Raw genomic sequence first — 25,987 nt, forward strand, 5'->3', positions numbered from 1 at the left:
TCATGTTCTACATCTACGGCGCAGGCGGACACGGCAAAGTCGTGTTTCACACTTTTACCAGCATGGGCAAAACCATCACCGCGTTTTTGGATGACAAACCCACTCACGAACAGCACTGCGGCTTGCCCATCCTCACTCCCGCTGACATACAGGATTCAGCCGCCTACACCATCCACTTCGCCATCGGCAATAACCGCATCCGCCACGCCTTGCAAACCGCATGGCAACAGCGCGGTATCAGCCCCGCAACCGCCATTCACCCCCGCGCTACCTGCTACCCAAGCGCAACCATCAGCAGAGGTAGTTTGCTAACCGCTGGCAGCATCACCGGCCCTGATGCCGTTATCGGTGCAGGTTGCATCCTCAATCACAACAGCGTGGTCGAACACGATACCCTCATTGGTGACTTTTGCCACATCGCCCAATGTGCCGTCATCGGTGGCGGAGTACGCCTCGGCACACGGTGCCTCGTTGGTGCAGGTGCGTTGATTTTGCCCTATATCACCATCGCAGCGGGTGCAACCGTCACCCATGACTTACCCGATAACAGCACGTTTCCACCCACAATGTGATAATCATCACAGCCATTAATTAATCCAGCTTATATAACAATAGTCAGTTTATTGCTGGGCTTAACAGGGGAATCATTATGAACTCACATCCAACCTTCAAACGTCAATCTGATCTGGCATTAGCACTGCTAGCTACCGCCATGCTACTAATACCGGGTTTAGTTGTGGCATTACTAGTATGCCTCACCTCACCTGGTCCTATTTTTTACTGGTCTGATCGTGTGGGTGAAAACAACCGCATCTTCAAAATGCCCAAATTCCGCACGCAGTATGCGTACCGCCCCCCCCCCGCCGTCGCCACACATCCGCTGAAAGACCCCAAAGCTTGCCTGACCCCGATCGGTGGTTTCCTGCGTAAAACCAGCCTTGATGAAATCACACAACTGTGGAGCATCCTCAAAGGCGATATGAGCTTTGTTGGCCCACGCCCTGCCCTGTTCAATCAAGATGACTTGATCGCCTTACGTACTGAGCGGTCTGTGCACCGCATCCCCCCCGGTTTGACAGGTTGGGCGCAAATCAACGGGCGCGATGAATTGCCTATCCCGCAAAAAGTCGCCTTGGATGCCGAATACCTGCAACGCCAATCCTTCTGGTTTGACCTGAAAATGATCTGGCTGACCGCGCTCAAAGTCATCCGCAGCGAAGGGGTGACTCACTAATTTTACCGATAGAGCGCCTAATCATTTACTCGCAGATGATGTTTCGTGGGGTATATAATCGCAACATCGGCAACACTCACAGGTATCACCACCATGAACCAAGCCACCTACGACCAAGACCTCTACACATGGTCATTACAACAATCACAACTCCTGCGCGAACGTAAATTTGACCAAGTGGACTGGGAACACATCATCGAGGAAATCGAAGACATGAGTAAATCCGAAAAGCGTGCCCTACAATCCTTTTTGGAAACCCTGCTCGTGCACCTGCTCAAATGGCAGTACCAACCTGCTTATCAAGGAAATAGTTGGAAATTTACCATTATCGAACAACGCGAACGCATCCTTGAGCATTTACAGGAAAATCCGGGGCTAAAAAGCAAACTACCTGAATTAATAATCAGGGCTTATGGCTATGCTGTAAAAGGTGCAATGCGTGAAACAGGTTTGCCTATCAGTCATTTCCCCAAAAACTGCCCGTGGACATATGAAACCTTTATGGATGAGACATTCTGGCCAGAATCAGGCATTACCCCATAACATCACCATTTTCTTCACCTACGGCGCAAGCAGTCACGGCAAAGGCGCTTTTTACACTTAAGTCCTATACGTTAAGTTGATGAAGTTATTACCAAGATAATCGCTTGGAATCATAACAAAAACTAATGAATACATGATTCTATTACGCAGTCTATGCACCTCAACTTTTTGTGACATTTGTCACAAAAAAAGATGCTTTGAACTTGCTGAATAGCCCTCCATTGCGTTAATTTTACCACTCAAATTTTTATCGGGTGAATAATATATGAATGCGAAAAGCAGAAGGGTCAATGACGACAAGTCAGAGCTGAAGAAGGTTTTGGATAGCTTTCGCGGAAGCTTTTTTTATGTAGGTTTTTTCAGTCTTTTCATCAACCTACTCATGCTTGTTCCGTCGTTTTACATGTTGCAAGTATACGACCGTGTCATGGCGAGCCGCAGCCTAGAAACCTTGCTAATGATTACGTTAATCGTGGTTTGGCTGTTCATTACCATGGGGTTGCTGGAATATGCGCGGTCACGGATGCTGGTCAGAATTGGTTCACAACTGGATGATCGCTTAAATTCTCGCCTGTATAGCGCCATGACTAAAATGGCGCTGCGTCAGCCAGGTCGGGCATCTTCGCAACCCTTGAATGATCTGACAAGTATGCGTCAGTTTATGACAGGAAATGGCCCCTTCGCCTTTTTTGATGCACCTTGGATTCCAATTTACTTTGCTATTCTATTTGTATTTCACCCGATGTTCGGTGTTTTCGCTCTATTTGCGTCGGCTATTTTGATTGGACTCGCCATCATGAATGAGGTTTCTACCCGCGATCTCATGAAAGATGCTAATAACCGAAATATTCAATCCACCAGTGCGATGAGTGCGCAGTTACGCAACGCCGAAGTACTACACGCAATGGGCATGGAATCTGCCATGCGTGAACATTGGTTGCGTCAACATTTAGCTTTTTTACAAGCACAATCCGATGCTTCCGACAAAGCAGGCATTTGGATGAACTTTAGTAAAACCTTGCGCATCATGTTTCAATCATTAATGCTGGGTTTAGGCGGATACCTAGCCATTAATAATGAAATTACTGCCGGTATGATCATTGCTGGCTCTATCCTGATGGGGCGTGCTTTAGGCCCGATTGACCAAATGATTGGCGCATGGAAACAATTTAATTCAGCACGCATGGCGTATGCACGCCTAGAAGAGTTGCTGCAAGGCATCCCTGATAACGATCGCAGAATGTCTTTGCCAGCGCCTAAAGGCGATTTACGGGTTGAATCCGCCACCCTTATTCCTCCCGGTTCACAGCAACCCATTTTGAGAGGTGTTAGCTTTGACATCGCGCCTGGAGATGCTCTATTGGTGTTGGGGCCTAGTGCTTCTGGAAAATCGTCACTGCTACGTGCCTTACTCGGCATCTGGCCATTAGCCGCAGGCAAAGTCCGATTAGATGGTGCTGAAATTGGGCATTGGAATCGTGATGAACTTGGTTCTCATATTGGCTACTTACCCCAAGATGTTGAACTTTTTGAGGGCACGATTGCCCAAAATATTGCGCGATTTAACAAAATAGAATCAGAGAAAGTCATGGATGCCGCTCGTATGGCGGGTGTTGATGAGATGATCCGTCGCTTGCCAGAGGGTTATGACACCCTGATCGGCCCTGGTGGGGCAACCCTCTCTGGCGGGCAGCGGCAACGTGTCGGGTTAGCACGAGCCATTTACGGCAAACCTAGCGTCGTGATTTTAGATGAACCCAATGCAAGCCTGGATGATGCAGGGGAATTAGCCTTAGTCAATGCGTGTAAACAACTCAAGTCACAAGGTACAACGCTAATTCTAGTGACACATCGCCGTAGTATTTTAGAAATAGCTGACAAGGTACTGTTGTTGGTAGAAGGACAAGTACGTTTATTTGGGGAACGCGACAACGTATTGCAGCAATTAGCCGCACAAAACCAACAGGCAGTCGCTGCTGCTCAAGCACGTTCACAACAACAACCTAGAGTAGCTGTTGTGTCATCCATTACAGCCGGAAGTAAGGGTTAAGGTAATTATCATGAGTAGTTCAGTCGCACTAGGAAACGTTATACAAGAAGGTACATTGATTGCTGCGGAAGGCAGCTCAAGCAGTATCACACTAAAAAAAGATGATGGCCCTTACCGTATCTTTGGAATAACAGTATTGGTATTGATGTTCGGCGCTTTCTTTTTATGGTCAACCTTTGCCCCGTTGGATCAAGCAGTGGTCAGCATGGGACGCACGGTCGTGGCTTCGCAAAATAAAGTCGTACAACACATGGACGGCGGCATCGTCAATAAAATTCACGTGCGTGATGGCGACATTGTAACCGCTGGCACGGTTTTATTGGAATTAGATGATGTTCAATTAAAAGCACAATTAGACAGCACCGAAGGGCAGTTATGGGAGGTCGAGGCGAGTTTAGAACGTTTACGAGCAGAACGCGACGGCGTTCCGTTGCAGTGGACGACGGCACACCTGAAGACCATACCGACTGACATTATCAAAACCCAAGAAAAATTGTTTGAAGCACGGCAACAAGCCCAAGTTTCGGGGCAAAATGCACTCAAACAACGTCAACCGCAAGCACAAGAGCAAATCATCGGCTTGCAACAGCAAATCACCGGCTTAGAGGCACGCTTTGACACCCTAGTAAAAAGACGCAATTCTTTGGATCAAGACATAGGACGCTTACAAGGTTTATTTAATCAGCGCTTAATTTCCGACATTGAACTGCGCGAAAAGGAACGTGAGTCCACCCAACTGGAAGGCGATATGGCATCAACCAAAGCCGAAGTTGCACGCTCAAAAGCTGAAATTGCGCGAATTCGTGAAGGTATGACCGAAACAGGGCATCAAGTCGTCTTGAACCGCGAAGAATACCTAAAGGAAGTCAGCACCCAACTCAGTGAATTACAAGCTCGCCGTACACAACTGCATTCACAACAAGTCGCTGTCCTAGATAAATTAGCACGCATCGTGATCAAAGCACCGGTAGATGGAAAAGTCAAAGGTTTTGAAGTTGTTACCGTAGGTGCGGTACTACAAGCTGGCGCACCTATTATGGAAATAGTTCCGAATGGACAGGCTTTCAAGATTATCGCCGAAGTCGAGCCTGCGCACATTGATGTCATTTCTCCGGGGTTGGATGCCGAAATACGCTTATCGGTATTCGATAATGCTCGTTATTTCCCCGTGATCTATGCTAAAGTAGATGATGTTTCAGCCGACACTTTAACCGATCCAAGTACTAAAATGTCTTACTACAAAACCTCTTTATCGCTAAAACCCGAAAGTTTATCCTTGTTGGATAAAGAGCAATTGGAATTGGTTTCTGGAATGCCAGTTGAAGTAATGATCCTTACCGGAGAACGTACCCTATTGGATTATTTACTGAAACCTTTCACCGACATGTTGGCACGCGCCTTTAATGAAGCTTGATATTTCAATAGAACGTAAAGAATATTGGAAACAGCAGGGTATTAAAATCCTGCTGTTTGCTAAGTGGGAACTACGTGATCAATTTCGCAATCGTTTATTGGGTGGTGCATGGCTATTTTTGCAGCCACTAAGTTATATACTTATTTTTACATTGGTTTTTTCACACCTAATGAACGCCCGTCTGCAACAATTCGACTCACCTTACGCTTACAGCATTTACCTGATCAGTGGTATTTTGTTGTGGAATTTAATGGCGGGAATTTTACAACGCCTAACAAATATATACGCTGAAAAAGCAAGTTTAATTAAGAAAATTCCCATAAGCTTAGTATTAATGCCACTCTATATTCCACTTGTTGAATTAGTTATATTCTTAATTGCTGGTATTTTTTTCGGGATATTTTTAATATCTATTCATTACAGTCCTACACTTTATTGGTTGTGGATACCGACCATTGTATTATTAAGTGTATTTTTTACCTATAATTTAGGGTTGATTTTAGGAATTTTATCTGTATTCATGCCTGATTTGAGAAATTTTATTGGGATATTATTACAATTAGCGTTTTGGATGACACCTATTGTTTATGTAGATTCTATTCTTCCCACTTGGGTTGCGGAATGGTTGATGTTTAACCCATTTTATTGGGGCGTCAGCAATATGCATAAAATTATATTACATGGACAAGCTCCCGATTTAGCTTTATTGGCACTACTGTTCGGCACGGGTGTCATTATGGCGTTTTTTGCTCGTTACCTGCAAAAACGCTTGGAAAAGGATGTCCGTGATTTATTGTGAGGAATAAATTTGCAGTTATTAGCCATCAGGGGATTAAAAAAATCTTTTTCACTGTATCACTCGCCATTAGACCGTCTCAAAGAGCGCTTACTAGGTGGGCTTCGACATCGTGATTATTGTGCCATTAACAATATCGACTTGAATTTATCGGCTGGAGAATCGTTAGCTTTAATTGGTCAAAATGGCGCAGGCAAATCAACATTATTAAAACTTATCACCGGCGTATTATTACCTGATGCAGGTGTCATTGAACGCCAAGGTAGAGTCACCGGGCTGCTGGAATTAGGTACAGGTTTCGACCATGAACTCTCCGGTATGGATAATATCAGTGTAAATGCCCGATTACTAGGCATGAGTGCTGCTGAAATTGACATGCACCGAGCCACCATTGTCGAATTTGCCGAACTGGGTGATTACATTCATGAACCTATGCGCACGTATTCCTCAGGAATGTTGATGCGTCTAGGGTTCGCGATTGCTATTCATGCAAACCCATCCTGCTTTGTAGTGGACGAGGCGCTATCCGTGGGAGATGCCCGCTTCCAACAAAAGTGTTTACGCAAAATCCGCGCTTTTCAGGCTCAGGGTGGAAGTTTGCTGTTTGTGTCGCACGATTTGACTTCGGTTAAGTTATTGTGTAACCGTGCCATCGTGTTAGACAAAGGTCAAAAAGTCTTCGAGGGAACACCTGAAGCTGCCGTCAATTACTATTATCAAGTCATTGCTCGCTTAGAAGCCACAGAAAATACCAGCACGCCAACCGATAAAACCGGATACGGTCTTAAAAATGTTCAAATGACTTCGGCATGGTTACACAATGGAATTGTTAAAACAGAATCATTCAGTGCCGGAGAACAAGCGCATTTGTGCATCCAAGTCATCGCGCAACAGGAAATTAAAGATTTGGAATTAGGGATTCTTATTAGAGACCGCTTTGGGCAAGATATTTTTGGTACTAATACCGCGTTACTGGAACATGAATTACCCCTAAGTTTTCCAGCGGGGCAACAAACCCAGTTAGAACTGAGTTTTCCCATGAATTTAGGTATTGGCAAGTACACGGTGACGTTAGCATTACACAAAGACATGGATCACTTGGAACATTGTGAACATTGGTGGGATAATGCGTTAGAATTTGAAGTAGCAGGCTTTCATACCCCCATATTTTCGGGGTTAACATACCTGCCGCTTACCTTGAAACAAACACTACAGTGATTGATGGCACACGCATCTGCATGAGTTTTAGTGAGAAAACCCAGAAAGTATGAACGATCAAGAATTAAATGCAACTTTCAAGTCGATTATTGAGCGCGTGCGCCAAACGGCAGTTGGTGTTGCGAGCGAACTTGCCACCAATAACACTGCATCAGCAGTATTCAGCATAAACCCGAAAAATCGTGTGCCAATAAGTAGACACTTGCGGATGCAACAAGTACACGTTTATGAGCTGTTAGCTGGCGACGATACGGATTTTGTGAATAAAGTTTATCATTACCTATTGCAACGTGAGGTTGATGACAGTGGTAAATATAACTATCTCCACCGTCTCAAGCACAAGGAAAGTCGTTATCTTATTATTCATGAATTGCAACACTCTGCGGAAGGTCAAGCACAACGTGTACAAGTAGTCGGTTTAGGTTGGATTCGTTATTTTCTAAAAATCCACAGTAGGCTTCAGGCATTAAATTTAGGTAAGTTATCATTCTTTCATAAAATACCGTGCAAAATTTTCGCTAAATTCTTGTATTTTTATGAGCAACACTATTTGTTTAAGACCTCGGCTTTTTTGTTAAACGCATTTAACACTCAGCAACTTAATCATTTACTCAATTCCACAAAAAATTCGTTGGAACAAGAATTAGAAAACAATAGAAACATTACCCAACTATTGAATGATAAAGTGACGCCTTATCAACAATGGTTATTGGATCATAATCGTGAAATTGAAGCGCTTACACAACAAGTACAGCAACAAGCTTCTTATCAACAGTGGTTATTGAATCACAATCATGAGATTGAAACACTCACACAACAAGCGCATCAACAAGCAAGCGAGCATCAACAATTACGTGAGCATATTACCCAACAGCTTGGTCGTACTGATCGCTTACAAACAGAAATTATAGCACAACATCAGCGTATCAGCTTGGCGCGGCAAGATGCTTTATATCAACAATACCATTTGCGGCATTTGTTAGCGGATATAAAAGGGGAAATACACAGTTTAACCCCTAGTGATGCTGCACGTCATTTAGATGAATACATGGATGCATATTATCTCGCTTTTGAAGATGCTAATCGGGGTACACTAGCAGAAATTCGTCAAAAACTTGCTATTTATATTCCTTATGTTATTGAATTCAAACAACAATCAAGCACTTTACCCGTGCTTGATCTTGGGTGTGGACGGGGTGAGTGGTTAGCCTTGCTAAGGGATAATGCCATTGCTGCTTATGGCGTGGATATGAATGGCGTCATGGTAACGTTGGGGCAAGAATCGGGATTAGATGTACGACACGCTGACGGTCTCACCCACCTTCAACAGTTGCCGGATGCATCGTTATCTGCCGTCACCAGTTTTCATGTTATTGAACATTTGCCGTTTGCAACGTTGTTCAATATATTAATGGAAATTAATCGCGTCTTGATTCCCGGTGGATTATTGATTTTTGAAACACCCAATCCAGAAAATGTGCTGGTAGGCTCACATACTTTTTATCACGACTTCACGCACCGCAACCCGATTACTCCGACTGCACTGACTTTCTTACTGACTTACCATAATTTTCAGGCTATTCAAACCCTGCGCCTACACCCCTACCCGGAAGCCGCTAAAGTACCGGGTGATGATCCATTAACAGCGCGTGTTAATGGGCATTTATGTGGTCCGCAGGATTTTGCACTTATTGCACATAAAAGTGCCGCCATTGGGGATTTAGAATAATGCGGATATTATTAACCGCGAATATTGCCCCTTTCCTACAAGGTGGTGCTGACTACCATATCAATGGCTTGTACAACGCACTAAAGCAATTTGGATTTGAGACGGAATTGATTCGTTTTCCGTTTAAATTTCATCCTGAAACGGATATACAACATCTCATGGCTTATTGTGCAGGGCTAGAGTTAAATCAAGCCAACGGCATCAGTATTGACCGCGTGATTAGCTTGCAATTTCCGGGATACGGTATTCAGCACCAAGATCATTGGGTATGGCTGATGCATCAACACCGTGCAGTCTACGAGTTGTTTGATCCCCTTACTGCTAACCCGGCACACCAGCAACTCCGTGAAACCATTGTTCCCTATGACAATAACGCTCTGGGAAAAGCTCAAAAAGTATTTGCCAACTCACAACGGGTAGCGGATCGTTTGATGCAATTCAATCAAATCATCAGCCAAGCGTTGTATCACCCACCCAGTTACGTGGAATATTTCCGGTGTGAAGAAGCATTACCTTACGTGTTTTTCCCCAGTCGCCTTGAGTCCCTCAAACGCCAAGATTTATTGATTAAAGCAGCACAATTCTTACAAACTCCGGTGAAAATTGTACTGGCGGGTATCGGTGGTCAATACACGCATTATCAGCAACTGGTTGCAGCCTGTGGTGTGGCTGAACAAGTCGTATTGCTAGGGCATATTACCGAGGCAGAAAAAATTGCCTTTTATGCCCATGCCTTGGCGGTATGTTTTGTGCCTTACGACGAAGACTATGGTTATGTAACCTTAGAGGCCATGTTATCCGCCAAACCAGTGATTACGGTAACGGATGCTGGGGGGCCACTTGAATTTGTTACCCACGGTCTGAATGGCTGGATTTGTGAACCTGAGCCGCAAGCCATTGCTGCCGCCATTGATGAAGCGTTTACGCAACCACACCTCAGTCGCGAAAAAGGACGTGCTGGACACGCCTTGTATACAGAACTGGGTATTTCTTGGTCTAATGTAGTTGAGAAACTAACAGCCGAGGGATAAAGGTGAAAATTGCAGTAGTAGCGCCCAGCAGCGTGCCTTTTGTGCGTGGCGGGGCAGAAAATCTTTGGTGGGGGCTCGTCGACTCTCTCAATAAACGCGCCGACGTCAGTGCTGAACTTATCAAAATACCCTCACCCGAACGCAACTTAGATGAAATCATCCACAGTTACATCGACTTTGCGCGTTTGGATTTGCTGCATTTTGATCAAGTTATTAGCACAAAATACCCCGCATGGATGATTAATCACCCCAACCATGTTATTTACATGCAACATAAATTACGGGGGCTTTATGACACTTATCCGCAGCACTTATCCACTGCGATTCCAGATAAGCGTCAATTTCCGCGTGAATTGCACGCATTGCATGACTTCTTGTTAAAACCGCCCGCCAATCGTGACTATTTACCGGAAATTATTCAGGCTTTACTCACTTTTCTGGCGTGGAAACAACGTTTACCTGCCGATTGGTACGCTTTCCCCGGTGCAATTAGCCGGAGTATTGTGCATTTACTGGATACTGTCGGGCAATCTAGCCCCGGTGTGAAACGGCATTGTGCCATTTCACATACCGTTGCCAATCGTTCGGGCTATTTCCCCGCCAACAGTGTCGTGGAAGTATTTTATCACCCCACTTCCCTAAGCGGCTTGCACACGGGAAGCCAACACTATTTTTTTACCGCTAGCCGCTTGGACAAACCTAAACGTATCGACTTGATTATTCGTGCTTGGTTAGCTGCGGGTATTGCGAACCCTTTATACATTGCCGGTAATGGCCCTTGTGAAGCTGCATGGCGAGATTTAGCACAAAGTAATCCCGGTATTGTATTCCTCGGCTATGTCACAGACGAGCAATTAGCCCGGTATTACGCTGACGCCTTAGCAGTGGTTTTTGTACCGGAACAAGAAGATTACGGGCTAATCACGCTGGAAGCTATGTTAGCAGGTAAGCCGGTTATTACCACCAGCGATGCCGGAGGCGTGACCGAACTGGTCAAACACGCTGAAACTGGCTGGGTCGTTGGATCGGATGTCACCAGTTTGGCACAAGCCTTAACAACCTGTGCTAACACCCCGGCATTAGCTGCCCGCTACGGCGCAGTCGCTAAACAGTGGGCCGATAAAGTATCGTGGAACGAATTGCATCAATTTCTCGTGGTTGGCTTACGTAAAAAACTGGTAGTCATCAATACTTTTTCGGTTTATCCCCCAGTCAGTGGTGGGCAATTGCGTATTTACCACCTGTATCGGTGGCTGGCGCGTGTCTGGAATGTGGTATTAGTGACGTTAGTGCCTGCCAGCCACGCCACCGAGTCAGTAACCATTGCACCGGGAATGCAGGAAATTCGTCTTGCCAAATCCCTTGACTACGAGCAACGTGAACACTTGTTGTCCCAAAAACTGGGAATCTCAGCGGGTGATATTGCTGCACTGCTTTACCCTAATGCCTTACCGGAGTGGGTCAACACAATCAAAATAGAAACGGCTAATGCTGATTGGGTAGTATTATCACACCCTTACGGTTACTCGGCATTACGTTCGGCTTATGCTGGGGCATTTTACTACGATGCCCATAATATGGAATTTGACCTAAAACAAGAGATGCTGGCATCTCAAGGCGACGTACACCGTTATCACGATGCTTTAACCGCCGTGGAGCAAGCAGAACGTGCTTGTATACAAGAATCAAGCTGCGTCATCAGTTGCACCACAGCGGATATGGATAGATTACAACACTATTATGGCGTTGCTAAACAAGGCACTATTGTTGCCAATGGCGTGGATATTGATAGCATTCCGTTCGTGTCGACTCAGCAACGCTTAACTGATAGAAAGGATAATCGCCTTAAGGTACTGTTTATGGGAAGTTTACATCTGCCTAATATTCATGCGCTTAAGGCCATTATCGATATTGCCACGCAATGCAATAACTTGAATTTCATCATCGCTGGCAGTGTCTGCCGTGCCATAGCGACAGAAATACACACTGCAATACCCACCAACCTCACCTTATTAGGGGTAGTCAGCGATGCCGATAAACTGAAGTTGTTGCACACCTGTGATATTTCCCTGAACCCGATGATGGCTGGCTCAGGGTCTAATTTAAAAATTCTCGAAGCTGCCGCCAGCGGGCAGTTGATTATATCCACCCGTTTTGGGGCGCGAGGCGGCATCTTTATGGCAGGACGTGACTACATTGCGCAAGAACTAGATGAAATACCGGCATTTTTAAACACTATCACCCCCCAGCAACTCGCTAGTTACTCGCATGTTGTTAACTCAGCTTACCAGCAAGTCAGGCAATATGCGGATTGGAAACAGTTAGCCGCACATTTCAAAGAGGCGTTACAGCAACACTCTGCTACATGAACAGCACGGCTTGTTAAGTCTGATTACGCGATTAACCAGTCAGACTTAACGTTATCGATGCCAATCACCAAGTCATTGACAAATTGTGTATTGCCATCAAACGTGTACGTTATATCATAAACACCTGTTTGTAACGCAACTTGATACCCTCCCGCCGTCATTGAATACAGTGTTTGAGTCGTATTAGTAGCAGTATTGAGAATAACAATACTGACGTCACCAATGCCTTCCCCAGGCGTATAGAAAGCATTGTTATCTGCGTCAGCATAAATTACACCTAGCAATATTGCTTTCGCATTTGGTTGAGTTGCAAAATTCTGCGTGGACATCACCACGTTGAAATCCGCATTGCCATTGTTAAAACTGCCATCCACAATACCAATACCGATTTCTTTAAAATTTGCATTGAGCATATTGATACGGTGTCCACGCCCAATAATTCCCTCATCTACGAATAAGTCCTCATGGGAGTCTTGCACAAACGTATTGATCAATGCTTGCGAAAGCGGTGCCGTTGTACCAACATAAGCAATATTTTCCCCAAACGTTGTATAGGTATAGCCTGTTGCTTGGATGCGATCTGCCGTAGATTTACCAGCTAAATTCGTATGCGCAAAGAAATCATTGTCCACCATATCTTGACTATGAGAACGTGCTGCGGCTGTCAGTTCGTTATTAAACGCTAAGGGTTGGCGCGGATTCGTGGACAATGTTCCTGCTGCCAATCCTTCATTAAGATCAATTCCGAGTAGACTCGCCTCTTCAACCGGGTTCATCCGCGCACGATTCAATAACTCCAGCATAAATTGTTCTTGCGCGGTCGGCTGATGACTGGGTTGCGACGGTGCATTTTTATGTACACTACCATCATTGTTAATAGTGATATTGATGCTTCCTGACAGAGTAGCGGTGCCAGAGGGTAGCGCAGCCGCACCCAATGTATTTGTGGCAAATGTCGCGAATGACTGAGCAACTCCACTCTTAAGATCAAGCAGCGGATTACCACCTAATTGATAATTAAACCCATCAGCGCCGAATACATTTATTATTGCTCCATTATCCAAGATTAGTTGAACCGCAGTACCAGCAACAATGCTTCTCGCGATGTTTACTCCTCCCAGCAACCAAATACTATTAACGCCTTGATTATCTGTTAAATTAATAACCTGACCTGAACTCATCGTACTAGGCGTGATGATATATACATCATCACCCGCACCGGCACCAACATTTCCCGTATCAGTTGCTTGTAGAATGTTCAAATCATTACTTGAAGTAAATGGCATAGTTCTTACCTTCTATCAAAATTTGATTACCGTTAACGAATAATCATAGGTTGTCAAATCAAGCTAACCAAAAACCGTCATCAATAATCGCAGCCAAATTTATACGATTTTCTGTGCTTTCACTAAATGCCAACAACACCGCAGCCGCTGACATTCCTTTTTGCATTTCCGCTTGCCAATGAGCTAAACCACCCGCATCAGGCGTGCGCCCCAGCACATTGTCGTACAAACCGTATAAGAAAGCAGAAGTGTCACCTACGGGATAAAGTGCCATGAATTCTTGTGAATAGGTAAAGCCTGCTGAAATCGTGGCAAGGTCTTTACCAGCAACATATTGACTAATCCAATAGCTTAAGCCGCCCTTGTCAGGTGTGCGATCAAATGCCGCTTGATAGAGCCGATAAACCTGCTGAGCCTCGGTACTATCAAAAAAGCTTCTGTCAACAAATTCTAGGCTCTCGATGCTATGTAGAACATCTATTGTACCGCTATTGAGAGATGCTAATTCCCATGAATCACCATTCTGCGTCACTCGATAAGCATTGCTAGACGAAGCATAACGCGCAACATCATACCCGGCATCGCCAAACAGGGTATTGCTACCACTCCCGCCTTCCAGCACGTCATTCCCAGCGCCACCGCGCAAGATGTTATTCGCACTGTTACCAATCAATGTGTCATTACCAGCACCACCGATGGCATTTTCAATCGTAACACCGTAAGCAATCGCCAAATTATCCTTACCTGTATACAATGTGCCATCGGCTGCAAAGCGATCCACGCGCTCATCGATCCAACTGCTAGGATATTGCGGAAATTGTGCTGCCAACGCTTGCTTCAACGCATTTGCTGAAACCAAACCCAGTGATGAAAAAGTTCCGGCATTCAAATTAATAATACTGGCTACTTGATTGGATGCATCAATAGTATCAGTTCCACCGGCATCCCATAACGTGGTAAGAAACGCTTCGCCTGCTTCCCAACGATAAGTATCGTTACCCGTTCTTGTCGTATAATCAGCACCGTACAACGCCTGGATAGCCAATACATCCAATAACATGGGCGCTGATGCGTACACAAATGTTGCGCTATACGCTAAGTTGTTTGACTCATTAATATAGAAATTCAACTGGTAACGATCGGATTGCTCACGGTAAGACATAACTGTGTGCCGCATATCATCCAATTCTGTCGGCAGCACGGTACTGCTAAGACCACTCGCTTCATGAGGATGCTTCAAACCTAAAGCATGACCAATTTCATGCAAGAGCAAGAAGTAGGCGTAACTGTTGTCTGCTAGGGTGACATTCTTTAAGTTATCATCCAACCAAATATCACCCGCCTGCTCCGTGATTCCAGGGTAATAAGCATGACCTGCCTCAGAGGTTCCAACATTAGCAAAGGCCACACGTAGTTGCCCCTTGCTGACAATATCATTGACTTCTGTCAACGTTAATGCAGCCACTTCATCCCAAGCATTGAGTGCATCCCGAACACGGCTTGCTTGCGATTCCGATAAAACACCATACATGGCATCATTTGGTTCGCCGACATACCCCCACTGACTGCCAACGACCGGCAAGCTGAAGGTTACACGCCCACTGCTCCATTGATAACCACTGCTTAGTGCATCGGCAATCAATTTTTCATCTTTAATAGCCACAACTTTACCCCTGACGATTATGACCCCTAATCTCATATAACACTTTGCATATCACTCAAACTTATAGACCATGAGGATTTCCAAAGATTCACTGACCTCTCACCATCACTGGTACTAAATTTACTCAGCTCATAAAGCAAGCAACAGTACCTTATTATTGCTGATGCTAATATTACCTGCTTCGTGTTCAGATCACTGTGAACTTGATCACATAAAATTAACTATAGGTTGTCTAATATTAATTATTGCTGAAGGATAGAGAAAATTTAGTATCATTTTTAATCAATGATGTCACAATTAATCTGAGCAATATATGAGCACATATTGGTGATTATTATTGTTACACATCAATAAGTTCGGAATGTATTAAACCATATACACGGATTAGGGAGCGCCGTACCCATGAATACTCAAAAATCTGCTTACAAACAGTTGTTAGCACTACCTCGCTGGCAAAAACGCGTCATTATGCTTGGTGCTGATACTGCATTGCTGGCTTTAGCGGTATGGCTAAGTTTTGCGATGCGATTTAGTACTTGGCAACCTGATTTGCAAGACGGTCAATGGCTGATGATTGCAGCACCCTTGGTAACGATTCCATTGTTTATCACACTGGGGCTTTACCGAGCAATTGTGCGTTTCATGGGTGGGGAGGCACTGCTCGCCGTGATTCAAGGCATTACCGTGTCGGCGGTACTGCTGGGCACAATGGCGTTATTGTTTGACTGGGATGGCATCCCGCGTTCTTTTTATCCCATTTATTGGGGAACAGCGTTGTTTTTGGTGGGAAGCAGTCGTTACTTGATTCGGCATCACCATCAAACCTCGCAACACAAAAATGGTCATATTCACGTCGCTATTTACGGTGCTGGTCAGTCAGGCATTCAATTAGCATCAACGTTAGCGAGTATGCCGGAATACCGAGTGGCAATCTTCGTTGATGACAACCCCGCCTTACATAAAGCCGTTATTCACGGGGTAAGGGTTCACGCTATGGAAGAACTGCCTCATTTGATCGCAACGCGGCATATTCAACAAGTATTACTGGCGATGCCGTCGGTTAGCCATCAACGCCGCCGTGAAATCGTGGAGTCGCTGGAACATCTATCGGTACATGTGCGCACGATTCCAGAGTTAAGTGATCTGGTTTCAGGCGAACGGTCGATTGCCGAATTACGCGAAATTGGCATTGATGAACTGCTAGGGCGCTCCCCGGTTGCCCCAAAAGCCGACTTACTCAGCCAGTGCATTACCAACAAAGCGGTGATGGTAACAGGGGCGGGCGGTTCCATTGGCTCAGAATTGTGTCGCCAAATCGTGCGCTTGCAACCAACTCGTTTGGTTTTATTCGAGTTATCGGAGTTCGCGCTCTATCAAATTGAGCAAGAATTATTAAACCTTTGCCGCCACGAACGCTTATCTGTGCCGATTATCCCTATGTTAGGTTCGGTTCAAGATTATCAACGGGTTGAAGAAGCGTTACGCCAACATCGGATCAACACACTCTACCACGCTGCCGCGTACAAACATGTGCCAATGGTAGAACACAATCCGATCGAAGGCTTGCGTAACAATGTTTTCGGCACACTACAAGCTGCCAAAGCGGCGCGGGCGGAAAACGTTGAACGCTTTATTTTAATTTCGACCGACAAAGCGGTACGCCCCACCAATGTGATGGGAGCCAGTAAGCGCATGGCAGAGCTAGTGCTGCAAGGCTTGGCAAAAATGCCCGGTGATACGATTTTCAGCATGGTACGGTTTGGCAATGTGCTAGGGTCATCAGGCTCGGTGGTACCGCTATTTCGCGAACAAATACGCAAAGGCGGCCCAATCACTGTGACGCATCCCGATATTATTCGGTATTTCATGACCATTCCTGAAGCCGCGCAACTGGTTATTCAAGCGGGAGCGATGGCAACGGGTGGCGAAGTATTTGTATTGGATATGGGCGAGCCGGTTAAAATTGTTGATTTGGCAAAACGCATGGTAAATCTCTCAGGGCTTACGTTACAAACCGAAGCCTACCCACAAGGCGACATTGCTATTAGCTTTTCAGGGTTACGCCCCGGTGAGAAACTGTACGAAGAGTTGCTGATTGGCGAAAGTCCGCAAACAACCTCACACCCACGCATTTTTATGGCGCATGAAGCTTGCATGGAATGGACGGACGTGACGAAAATGCTAGACTCATTGGATACCGATTGCCGTCAACGCAATTTAGCTAAAGTGTATCGCTTGCTCCACAGCCATATTCAAGGGTTTAAACACCCTGGTGTAACGCCCGATATACGTGCACCGAAAGCAACAAGTTGTGTTATTCCCTTCCCTGTTAAGTTAGAAGGCGTTGCTTAACTCGGCAAAAAGTGTGACCAATTTCACAAATTTTTCCAGATGAATGGTATATAATTTGAGACTTAATGATACAGGTGACGCATTATGATTGATTTACATAGCCATATATTACCGGGGTTGTGTGATGGTTCTAAAAATTTGGAAACATCACTCGCCATGGCGCGTATTGCCGTTGCTGACGGTACAACGCATCTGGCGTGTACACCGCATATTTATCCGGGTATTTATCATAATTCGACCAGCACGATTGTGCCTGCCTTGCACCACTTGCAAGCGGCATTGGATGAAGCCGAAATCCGGCTGACATTGATAGCAGGAGCGGATGTTCACATGGTGCCAGAAGTCATGATGGGCTTGCATAACGGTGATATTCCGACATTACACGGCTCACGTTACTTTTTACTTGAGCCTTCTCATCACGTGCCTGTCCCCGGATTTTTGGAACAGATTGAAAACTTCATTAACGCTGGATACGTTCCGCTGATTACGCATCCAGAGCGGTTGCGTTGGTTAGACGATCACTACCAAGATTTTGTCGCTGCCGCTCAACAAGGTGCATGGATTCAAATCACCGCTGGTGCAATCAGTGGCAAATTTGGCAACAAAGCCAAGCAGTGGTCTGAGCGGATGTTACAGGAAGGCATTGTGCATATTATTGCCTCTGATGCACACGGCACCGAACGCCGCCCGCCGATTCTGTCGGAAGGCATTGCTGCGGCTATCGACATGACCGGCGATGAAGCAGAAATCATGCGCATGGTCATGGAACGCCCGCAAGCGGTTCTCGACAACGCCAACCCTGCGGCGGTCAGTCAACCACCGGGTTTATCGACAGCCGTTGTGCCTTACATGGCTTCTGAGCAGTTGGCGACTAAAAAAGGTTGGTTTAGCCGTTTTTTCGCCTGATCACATTTATTTTTATTATTCTTTATTTAAGACGACTTTCAACGTTTCAAGGGCTTTTGAAATGCACAAATATTTAAACAGGCTGCACTCCCTGTTACCCGCCACCGCCGTATTTGTCGGTGCCGCTTTAATAGCAAGTTGTAGTACACCGCCTGCTCACCCGGAAGATACACAGCAAGTCGGCTTAGGCACTACTGAATCTGGTAGTATTTTTTCTAGCTTGCAAGAACTGGATTATTTAGCACCCACTGAAAATACCGCTATTAGTTCAGGCGATTTGCTAGACATTAAGGTATTCCAAGCCGAGGAGTTATCGGGAAAATACAAGGTTGGTTCAGATGGTAAAATCTCCCTGCCATTGATAGGCGCATTAGCAGTTAGCGGGAAAACACCGTTAGCCGTAGAAAAGCAACTCAGTGGCTTGTTGCAACAAAAATACTTACAAGACCCTCAAGTCAGCATTTTAGTTGAAAGCTTTACCAATCAACGGGTTACGGTAGAAGGTGAAGTAAATAAACCTGGCGTTTATCCTATCGAAGGTTCCATAACGTTTCTGCAAGCCATTGCCTTAGCCGGTGGTCTCGCTAATCTTGCCAGCCCGGATAAAGTAGTGTTATTTCGACGCAATGGTCAGCAAGTTAAAGCCTATCAATTGGATATTCAAGCCATTCGGGATGGGCGTTTACGTGACCCTTATATGCGCGGAAATGATCAGATTGTGGCGCACCGTTCGGACAGTCGTTACTGGTTTAAAGAAGTAAAAGACATGATTTCAGGGTTAATCAACCCTTTTAATTAAAACTAACGGGCTTGGCATACGGATACACTTGGTAAAAATTATGATTACGCAAAAATACCCTTCTTATGACGATGATAATTCCCGCCCTCGGCAGGAAGTGACCTCACTGAGCCAACGTAAATTCATGACGGTTAATGAACCAGAACCCGTACCTGCTATTTTTGAGCAAGACAAGAGTGATGATGACGAAATCGACTTGCGCCAATTATGGTCAGTGATTCGGCGGCGGCGTGCGGTAATCTTCACCCTGTTCATTTTGATTACTCTGATTACCCTAATCTTCACCCTGAGTATTACGCCTATTTATCGAGCAGGCGTTACCATGGAAATCAATCAAGAGGAACAACGTCTCTTGGATTACGATGTGGCAGCGAACGACTCGCAACGCAGCAGCGTGAATAGCAAAGATTTTTATCAAACCCATTATGAATTGCTCAAAAGCCGTAGCCTAGCTGACCGCGTGATTAGCAATATGGGCATTGAAGACAAACTGCGTGGCACTCAAGAACAATTAGCCAAACCCTTCTACGCGGATTGGTTGGAAGCGTTTAGTACTGAAGAAACCGCGCAAGACGCCGCCGAAGTCAAAGGTGAACGCCCCTTAGCGGATAAATTCTTGGCAAATGTCACCATTTCTCCGGTGAAAAACTCTAAAATCGTGAATATTCAATACGATGATGCCAGTCCAGAATTTGCTGCAAATGCTGCCAATGCCATTGCTCAAAACTACATCAATATGAATTTGGAGCGTCGCGCCGGTACTACCCGTTACGCGGAGCAATTCCTGCAAGAACAGCTAGTATTAACCAAAAGTAAGTTGGAAGAGTCCGAAGCCAAGCTTGCCGACTATGCTAAACAAGCCGATATTTTGGATATCAACAATGAGAACATGAAAGAACAGCGCTTATCTGGCTTGAGCAATGCATTAGCCACCGCCGAACGTGACCGCATCTCGGCTGAAACCAAGTATAGCCAAGTCAAATCAGCGGATATGGCTTCAGCGGTTTTGGCCAGCACCACGATCCAAACGCTCAAGAAAGCACTGACTGAACTGGAAGTACGGGCACAATCGGTTAGCAGCAGTACCACGATTAATGACCCCACCATTCAACGCCTTGAACAAGAAAAGGCCAAGTTAGAAGCCGACTACCAAGAAAAGTTGGAAATTTACAAACCAGACTACCCATTGATGGTACAGCTTGAGCAGAAAATCAATAAAATCGATACCCAACTGAGTAAAGCCAGTAGCAATATACGCACGGGTATTGATCAGCAAATTGCGGAATTGAAAACACAGATTCAACAAGAAACCCGCAATATCCAAAATGCCTTAAAATCAGATTATTTGGAAGCCCAGCAGAAAGAAGACGAATTGCGTGCAGAGATGCAAACCCAAGTATCAGGCGTGCAAGATTTACGTGACAAACGCATTACTTACAACACCTTAAACCGTGAAGTGGAAACCAATCGCAATGTATACGAAGGTTTATTGCAACGCCTTAAAGAAGTGGGAGTTGCCAGTGGCGCTGTCACCAACAATATTGCGGTGGTTGATGCGGCAATTGTGCCTTACGCTGTCCACACACCTAACAAGAAGCTAAATCTGGCATTAGGTGCCGTACTGGGTTTATTCATTGGCGTGGTCGCTGCATTCTTATTGGAATTTTTGGATGACCGCATCAAAACCAAAGAAGACATTGAACGCTTGTTACCGTTGCCATTACTGGGTATTGCCCCAGCGATTGGCAAACGCAGTAAAGGCAGCGCCGACACCGAGTATCACTTGATGACCGCTGAACAACCCACTTCGGCCGTCGCGGAGGCGTTCCGCTCATTGCGAACCAATTTGATGTTTGCCACCCGCACCGGTGCACCACGCATTATGAACGTGACCAGTGCAGGCCCTGCTGAGGGGAAAAGTAGTGCGATCATTAACTTAGCCACGGCATTTGCGCAGGCAGGTAAAAAAGTATTGATTATTGACGGTGACTTACGCAAACCCACGATACACAAACGCTTTAAACTGGATAATAGTCAGGGTTTTGTACATTTCCTAACCGGTCAAGAAAAATTGGAAGCATTGGTTAAACCGACACTGATTCCAAATGTGTTTGCGATTCCCTCAGGGCCGATTCCGCCTAACCCGGTTGAGTTGCTATCCAGTGAACATTTGCATGAACTGACCATGCGAGCCGAGAATGGGCAATTGCCTTACGATCTGGTCATGATCGACGCGCCACCGGTACTTGGTTTGGCCGATGCGTTGATTATTGGCAATCATACCCGCGCCACTTTGCTCATTACCGCATACAATGAAACCCGTAAGCAGCCCTTGCATTCTGCCTACGAGCGTTTGCGGCAAGCTCGCAGCCACCTGTTAGGCGTGGTGCTTACTAAAGCAAAAAGTGCGGTGGGTGATTCTAACTACTACAGTTATGACTACTACTACAGTTACGGAGCGGGGGAAAGCAGTGAGGGTGACGGGCGTACTCCGAAGAAAAAGGCGTTAACAGGGAAAAAAGCGGCGTAGAGAATGAGATATAGAATACAAATCAAGGATCGCACAACATGTGGTTGCGTTTAGTATTAATCGCCGTTTTAAGCCTGTTAGGTTGGCAGGTTGTGGAACGCGGCATGGGACAAATGTATTCGGAGCGATTGGCGGCTATTTATGCTTATAGGACAACACATTGGGAAGATGCTATTGATAGCATTTCACCTGATGCTCCCTACGCCTTAACATCAGACGCTTGGTTGGCATTAGCAGACCAAGCCTTAGCTCGTGACGATAGTATCACCGCGCAAAGCTATTTATGGCGTGCTCTTCAAACCAATGTAAGTAGTGGCGGTGGAATCGCTAGATTTTTAAATATTAATCAAAACAATGAGATTAATAGTGCTGAATTAGACCAAATGGCGCTACTTGCTTCACAACTTTGGCCTGTTCATGAAGATGCCTTACTACGGGTTGCTGTTCACTGGTTAGCAAGAGGGAACGTTGAACAATTACTAAAGGCACTTGACACACTATTTGCCCAAACATCACGTTATAACAGTACTCTCTTTCCTGCATTGCATACACTCGCGCAAGCCGAGCAAACTGCACCTAACATTATGCAATATGCCCAACAAGCACCGAATTGGTGGGCATCTTTTTTTCAGTACCTAGCGCAAACAGAAGATGATATAGCACTTGTAGATAAATACTATCAGGCACGACTCACTGCCGATAAACCTATGCAAAAAAATGAACATATGCCTTACATCAATAGGCTTGTAAAAGAACAACAATGGCAGCGTGCTAAAACTGTTTGGTTAAAAACATTAACACCTACACACCAACAGCTCGCACAAGATTTGCTATATGACGGTAGTTTTGAAGGCGAAATACATAATGAAGCTTTTGCATGGCATTTGAGTTCTAACACCTTAGTCACTGTTAAAACAGGAATAACTGGCAACAGTATCGGCTCAAAAGCATTACATATCGGATTCAAAGCGCAAAAAAAGCGAATTGACTTTGCCCATGTCTGGCAACGCTTGGTATTACCCACGGGCGATTATACGCTAACGTTACATTACCGACTTGATCATTTTAATACTGCTAAAGGTCTACAATGGCGAATTCGCTGCGAAGGCAATCCGACACACTTAGGTGAAAGCAAAGCGCTCAAGGGGTATACTAGTGAATGGCAAACACTTTCCATGACCTTCAACATACCCGATAGTACTGACGATGATTCAACAACCTGTAAAACGCAAATTCTGCGCTTAGAGAGTGCTAGTCACTACGCCCATGATCAACTTTACGAAGGTGGATTGTGGTTCGATGGTATTCAAATAACCCCTAAATCACCATGAAACCCACAGATCTCCCCACTATTTCACAATGGCTCGTGTTCGGGTTAAGCTGCCTGCTGCTTTTATTTGCTCCTTTATTGCGGGCGGGCAATACCGCGCTGGCTTTAATGATTATGCAAGGGCTTAGTCTCGGAATTTTACTGATCATCGCTGGATGGAGGCTACCTCATCAATATATTTCACGACCTATTTGGTGGTTTTTAGTCATTAGTATCGGTTTGGTTTTAATGTATTTAATCCCTGTTCCTGAAACAATGTGGCGCACATTACCGGGGCGAACAATTTATGTCGCTGTTTACGATTGGCTGAGTGAGCATAATAAAGATACTATTTATCTCGCGCTTTCATTGATTCCTGCTAATACGGTTTATAGCTTATTAGCATTATTGCCGCCGTTAAGTATTTTTCTCGCGATAGGCTATTTGAATAAACGTCAAACATTGTATTTGGTTTATGTTTTTTTAGGCGTTGCGGCGTTCCAGGCAGGTTATGGTTTAACCCAATACGCCGCCGGTTTCAGTGACAATGCAAGTGGTACTTACCCTAATCGTGATCATTTTTCAGCGTTGATGGCAATGGCTTTGCCACTAGGTTTTGGATTAGCTGCTTACCGCGTAGGCAACCATACCAAACACGAACGTGACTCTACGGAACATCTGGAACGACGATTAAATTATTTACTGGTATTTATTAGCCTGACGTTATTGCTATTACTGGCTGGTATTTTCTCACGTTCCCGCGCTGGAGTCGTATTAATAATGCTAGGTATTTTATTGTCAAGTTTGGTCTTTTCCCGACACATTGGCGGTAAACGCTCTACTGGCTTAATGACCACAGCCAGTACTATCGGTATCGGTTTGGCTATTAATATAGGGCTAATACCCGTATTAAACCGTTTTACACAAGCTAACCCAATGGAAGACTTACGCTGGGATTTCTTCGATACCACTATCGCGGGTATCCAACAATTTTTTCCCCTTGGTTCAGGGCCCGGTACATTTTCTGATATTTACCGCGCTCTTCAACCCTTAGGGCAAACCGGTAATTTTGTTAATAATGCGCACAACGACTATCTCGAATTATTATTTGAAACAGGGCTAGTGGGTGCTGTCATTATCTTAGGCTTTTTTATACTGTATTTGTATGGTTGGTGGCAGTTGCGACAAGCAGCATGGCAGCAAGAACATTTTATCCAAACAGGCGCTGGTATTGGGATATTGTTGATGCTATTGCACGCTGTGGTGGAGTTCAATTTCCATATTCCTGCTAATGCCTTATTCTTTGCTTTCTTAGCAGGATTATTTCTGTGTAAAAGCCGCCGCTAAATGCAACTGTTCTAGCGACAGGCCGGTCACTTCCGCTACCAACGCAACTTCCATCCCTTTAGCCAAGAGACGTTGAGCAACGGCTTCTTTGACCTCTTGTATTCCCTGCGCTCTGCCGCGTTGTGCGGCTTTTTCGGCTTCTTCTTGGCGTAGCTCTTCCTCGCTGTATTCGTCTTTCATGCGAGCGCGTTCCTGCGGGGTGAGGCTGTCTTGGCGAATCATTTCCAGAATTTTTTGCACACAGGCTTTGTGGTAGTGGGTTTCATCCACTTGCCCATCGAGGCTGTCGTCAATCGCCAGCAGCCATTCGCGCCACGGTTCCGGGGTTTCTGCATTGACATATTTGGGGCACAGAAACAGGATTTTGTGCGGGATCTCCCCCAATCCCTGACCGTGGCGGTCTTTGGGGTCGAAGTCGATTTGGCTCATGTCACGTTGGTGGCGATCGCCAGAGGTGAGAATAACGATGGTGTAGATTTCCAGCGCGGGTTGATAATTTTTGGCGGTAACGCCCTGCTCCAACAGCGCGGCACAGTGGTAATGCAGAAAACGGGGTAGTGATCGCTATAACGGCGGTGTTGGATGTCAACAATAATCCGCTGGGTTTTGTCTTCGGCGAAGAGATCGAAGCGGCTGTCAATACTCCCCACCGGGCTGGGGAAGGACTTTTCGGTTTCCACCCGATCAATGTCCAGCTCAATACCGAGGATGTCCTTGACAAAAGCGGTAAAGATGTCTGGCTGGGAAAAGGCTTTTTTGAAAATGACCCCGTAGCGTAGGGATGCGACTGCTTGCATGGTAGTGACCTTGTGAATACATCACCTCAAGTTTAGCAGATTAAGGCAGACAGTTCTGCACTCAATTCTCACGCCAACATCCTAGCATAGCGTCAGTACCCGCTCCACATGAATTAAAAAAAGCCACTTGTCAGCATTAAACAAGTGGCTTTCAATCAACTTGATTTTAAGAAAAAATAGACAATTAAACAGGGCTTACATGCGCATCACTTTGCTTGTCTTCAACAGTCTCTAGCACCTTGTCAATGACATCAGAGATAGTAGCAAGTGCGGCCTCAACCTCATCCCTTGCTGCCTCACTGTCCTCTACTTTCTCATCAGTAGCTGCAACTTCCTCTACAGCACTCTGAGCAGCAGTGTTACCAGCGGCCTGATAGGTTGCCTCTTCAGCAGCCTTATCAGCCGTTTCAGCAGCAGCAGGCTTCTCGCGTGGGCCTGCATATGCAGTAGCACTAGTCAGAGCAAACAGAACCAATGTTGCCACTGCTGTCGATAATATCTTTTTCATAAAAACTCCTTAAAAAATTTACTTCACTTATCTCTTTAAACCTTCTGGCTCCAAAGAGCCAGAAGGCAGGTCAGTTATCCGTTTCAAGTTATCGCCTAACTCGAAA

The 25,987-nt window shown here is 45.4% G+C and carries 21 protein-coding genes and 2 pseudogenes; 16 read left to right on the forward strand and 7 right to left on the reverse strand.

The genetic code is table 11. From position 1 onward, the window contains the following. Positions 1–2 precede the first annotated feature (2 nt). The 10 genes from L3K52_17895 to L3K52_17940 all read left to right on the forward strand — a co-directional run bounded on the left by L3K52_17895 (position 3) and on the right by L3K52_17940 (position 12,384). Complete coding sequence (locus tag L3K52_17895; protein ID UOG92039.1) at positions 3–572, forward strand: NeuD/PglB/VioB family sugar acetyltransferase; 570 nt, start codon at positions 3–5, stop codon at positions 570–572. Between the two features lie 77 nt (positions 573–649). Continuing rightward, positions 650–1,234 (forward strand): sugar transferase, encoded by a 585-nt coding sequence (locus tag L3K52_17900; GenBank protein ID UOG92040.1) that lies wholly within the window; start codon positions 650–652, stop codon positions 1,232–1,234. Positions 1,235–1,327: 93 nt separating this feature from the next. Further along, positions 1,328–1,777, forward strand: a complete 450-nt coding sequence (locus L3K52_17905; protein ID UOG92041.1) for a DUF29 domain-containing protein — start codon at positions 1,328–1,330, stop codon at positions 1,775–1,777. 265 nt (positions 1,778–2,042) lie between these two features. Beyond that, positions 2,043–3,827, forward strand: coding sequence for a type I secretion system permease/ATPase (locus L3K52_17910; protein UOG92042.1), 1,785 nt, complete (start codon positions 2,043–2,045; stop codon positions 3,825–3,827). 10 nt (positions 3,828–3,837) lie between these two features. Then, positions 3,838–5,241, forward strand: a complete 1,404-nt coding sequence (locus L3K52_17915) for an HlyD family type I secretion periplasmic adaptor subunit (GenBank protein UOG92043.1) — start codon at positions 3,838–3,840, stop codon at positions 5,239–5,241. After that, the gene (locus L3K52_17920; protein ID UOG92044.1) at positions 5,231–6,040 is read left to right on the forward strand and encodes an ABC transporter permease; all 810 of its coding nucleotides are present in this window, start codon (positions 5,231–5,233) and stop codon (positions 6,038–6,040) included. The genes L3K52_17915 and L3K52_17920 overlap by 11 nt, the downstream gene beginning before the upstream one ends. Before the next feature lie 9 nt (positions 6,041–6,049). Continuing rightward, entirely contained in the window at positions 6,050–7,255 is a 1,206-nt protein-coding gene (locus L3K52_17925; GenBank protein UOG92045.1) for an ABC transporter ATP-binding protein, read from the forward strand. A gap of 49 nt (positions 7,256–7,304) precedes the next feature. Then, positions 7,305–8,984, forward strand: coding sequence for a class I SAM-dependent methyltransferase (locus L3K52_17930; protein UOG92046.1), 1,680 nt, complete (start codon positions 7,305–7,307; stop codon positions 8,982–8,984). Beyond that, positions 8,984–10,015 carry a glycosyltransferase family 4 protein gene (locus L3K52_17935; protein UOG92047.1) on the forward strand — a complete coding sequence of 344 codons (1,032 nt, stop codon included), beginning with the start codon at positions 8,984–8,986 and terminating at the stop codon, positions 10,013–10,015. Before L3K52_17930 ends, L3K52_17935 begins: the two co-directional genes overlap by 1 nt. Positions 10,016–10,017: 2 nt before the next feature. Beyond that, entirely contained in the window at positions 10,018–12,384 is a 2,367-nt protein-coding gene (locus L3K52_17940) for a glycosyltransferase (protein ID UOG92048.1), read from the forward strand. 23 nt (positions 12,385–12,407) lie between these two features. Here the strand turns inward: L3K52_17940 and L3K52_17945 are convergent, their stop codons facing one another. The 4 genes and pseudogenes from L3K52_17945 to L3K52_17960 all read right to left on the reverse strand — a co-directional run bounded on the left by L3K52_17945 (position 12,408) and on the right by L3K52_17960 (position 15,201). Then, entirely contained in the window at positions 12,408–13,670 is a 1,263-nt protein-coding gene (locus tag L3K52_17945; protein ID UOG92049.1) for a CAP domain-containing protein, read from the reverse strand. Between the two features lie 58 nt (positions 13,671–13,728). Further along, complete coding sequence (locus L3K52_17950; GenBank protein UOG94033.1) at positions 13,729–14,151, reverse strand: DUF4214 domain-containing protein; 423 nt, start codon at positions 14,149–14,151, stop codon at positions 13,729–13,731. After that, positions 14,131–14,373 (reverse strand): annotated as a pseudogene (locus L3K52_17955) (hypothetical protein). The gene L3K52_17950 and the pseudogene L3K52_17955 overlap by 21 nt, the downstream one beginning before the upstream one ends. Before the next feature lie 201 nt (positions 14,374–14,574). Further along, positions 14,575–15,201: pseudogene (locus L3K52_17960) on the reverse strand (matrixin family metalloprotease). 534 nt (positions 15,202–15,735) lie between these two features. Between L3K52_17960 and L3K52_17965 the strand changes: the two are divergent. The 6 genes from L3K52_17965 to L3K52_17990 all read left to right on the forward strand — a co-directional run bounded on the left by L3K52_17965 (position 15,736) and on the right by L3K52_17990 (position 24,576). Next, entirely contained in the window at positions 15,736–17,685 is a 1,950-nt protein-coding gene (locus L3K52_17965; GenBank protein ID UOG92050.1) for a polysaccharide biosynthesis protein, read from the forward strand. An 84-nt stretch (positions 17,686–17,769) separates the two neighbouring features. Then, positions 17,770–18,591, forward strand: a complete 822-nt coding sequence (locus L3K52_17970; GenBank protein ID UOG92051.1) for a capsular biosynthesis protein — start codon at positions 17,770–17,772, stop codon at positions 18,589–18,591. A gap of 61 nt (positions 18,592–18,652) precedes the next feature. Next, positions 18,653–19,390: a polysaccharide export protein gene (locus tag L3K52_17975; protein UOG92052.1), complete on the forward strand. Its 738-nt coding sequence runs from the start codon at positions 18,653–18,655 to the stop codon at positions 19,388–19,390. A 40-nt stretch (positions 19,391–19,430) separates the two neighbouring features. Continuing rightward, positions 19,431–21,920 carry a polysaccharide biosynthesis tyrosine autokinase gene (locus L3K52_17980; GenBank protein UOG92053.1) on the forward strand — a complete coding sequence of 830 codons (2,490 nt, stop codon included), beginning with the start codon at positions 19,431–19,433 and terminating at the stop codon, positions 21,918–21,920. A 38-nt stretch (positions 21,921–21,958) separates the two neighbouring features. Further along, the gene (locus L3K52_17985) at positions 21,959–23,251 is read left to right on the forward strand and encodes a hypothetical protein (protein ID UOG92054.1); all 1,293 of its coding nucleotides are present in this window, start codon (positions 21,959–21,961) and stop codon (positions 23,249–23,251) included. Then, positions 23,248–24,576: an O-antigen ligase family protein gene (locus tag L3K52_17990; protein ID UOG92055.1), complete on the forward strand. Its 1,329-nt coding sequence runs from the start codon at positions 23,248–23,250 to the stop codon at positions 24,574–24,576. Before L3K52_17985 ends, L3K52_17990 begins: the two co-directional genes overlap by 4 nt. Here the strand turns inward: L3K52_17990 and L3K52_17995 are convergent. The 3 genes from L3K52_17995 to L3K52_18005 all read right to left on the reverse strand — a co-directional run bounded on the left by L3K52_17995 (position 24,550) and on the right by L3K52_18005 (position 25,881). Further along, positions 24,550–25,005, reverse strand: coding sequence for a hypothetical protein (locus L3K52_17995; GenBank protein ID UOG92056.1), 456 nt, complete (start codon positions 25,003–25,005; stop codon positions 24,550–24,552). The two genes, L3K52_17990 and L3K52_17995, sit on opposite strands and share 27 nt — an antisense overlap. Beyond that, positions 25,002–25,373 carry a hypothetical protein gene (locus L3K52_18000; GenBank protein UOG92057.1) on the reverse strand — a complete coding sequence of 124 codons (372 nt, stop codon included), beginning with the start codon at positions 25,371–25,373 and terminating at the stop codon, positions 25,002–25,004. The genes L3K52_17995 and L3K52_18000 overlap by 4 nt, the downstream gene beginning before the upstream one ends. A 184-nt stretch (positions 25,374–25,557) precedes the next feature. Continuing rightward, on the reverse strand, positions 25,558–25,881 hold the full coding sequence (locus L3K52_18005) for a hypothetical protein (protein ID UOG92058.1): 324 nt from the start codon (positions 25,879–25,881) through the stop codon (positions 25,558–25,560). Positions 25,882–25,987 lie beyond the last annotated feature (106 nt).

The organism is Candidatus Thiothrix sulfatifontis, from assembly GCA_022828425.1.
In the GTDB taxonomy this organism is placed as follows: domain Bacteria; phylum Pseudomonadota; class Gammaproteobacteria; order Thiotrichales; family Thiotrichaceae; genus Thiothrix; species Thiothrix sulfatifontis.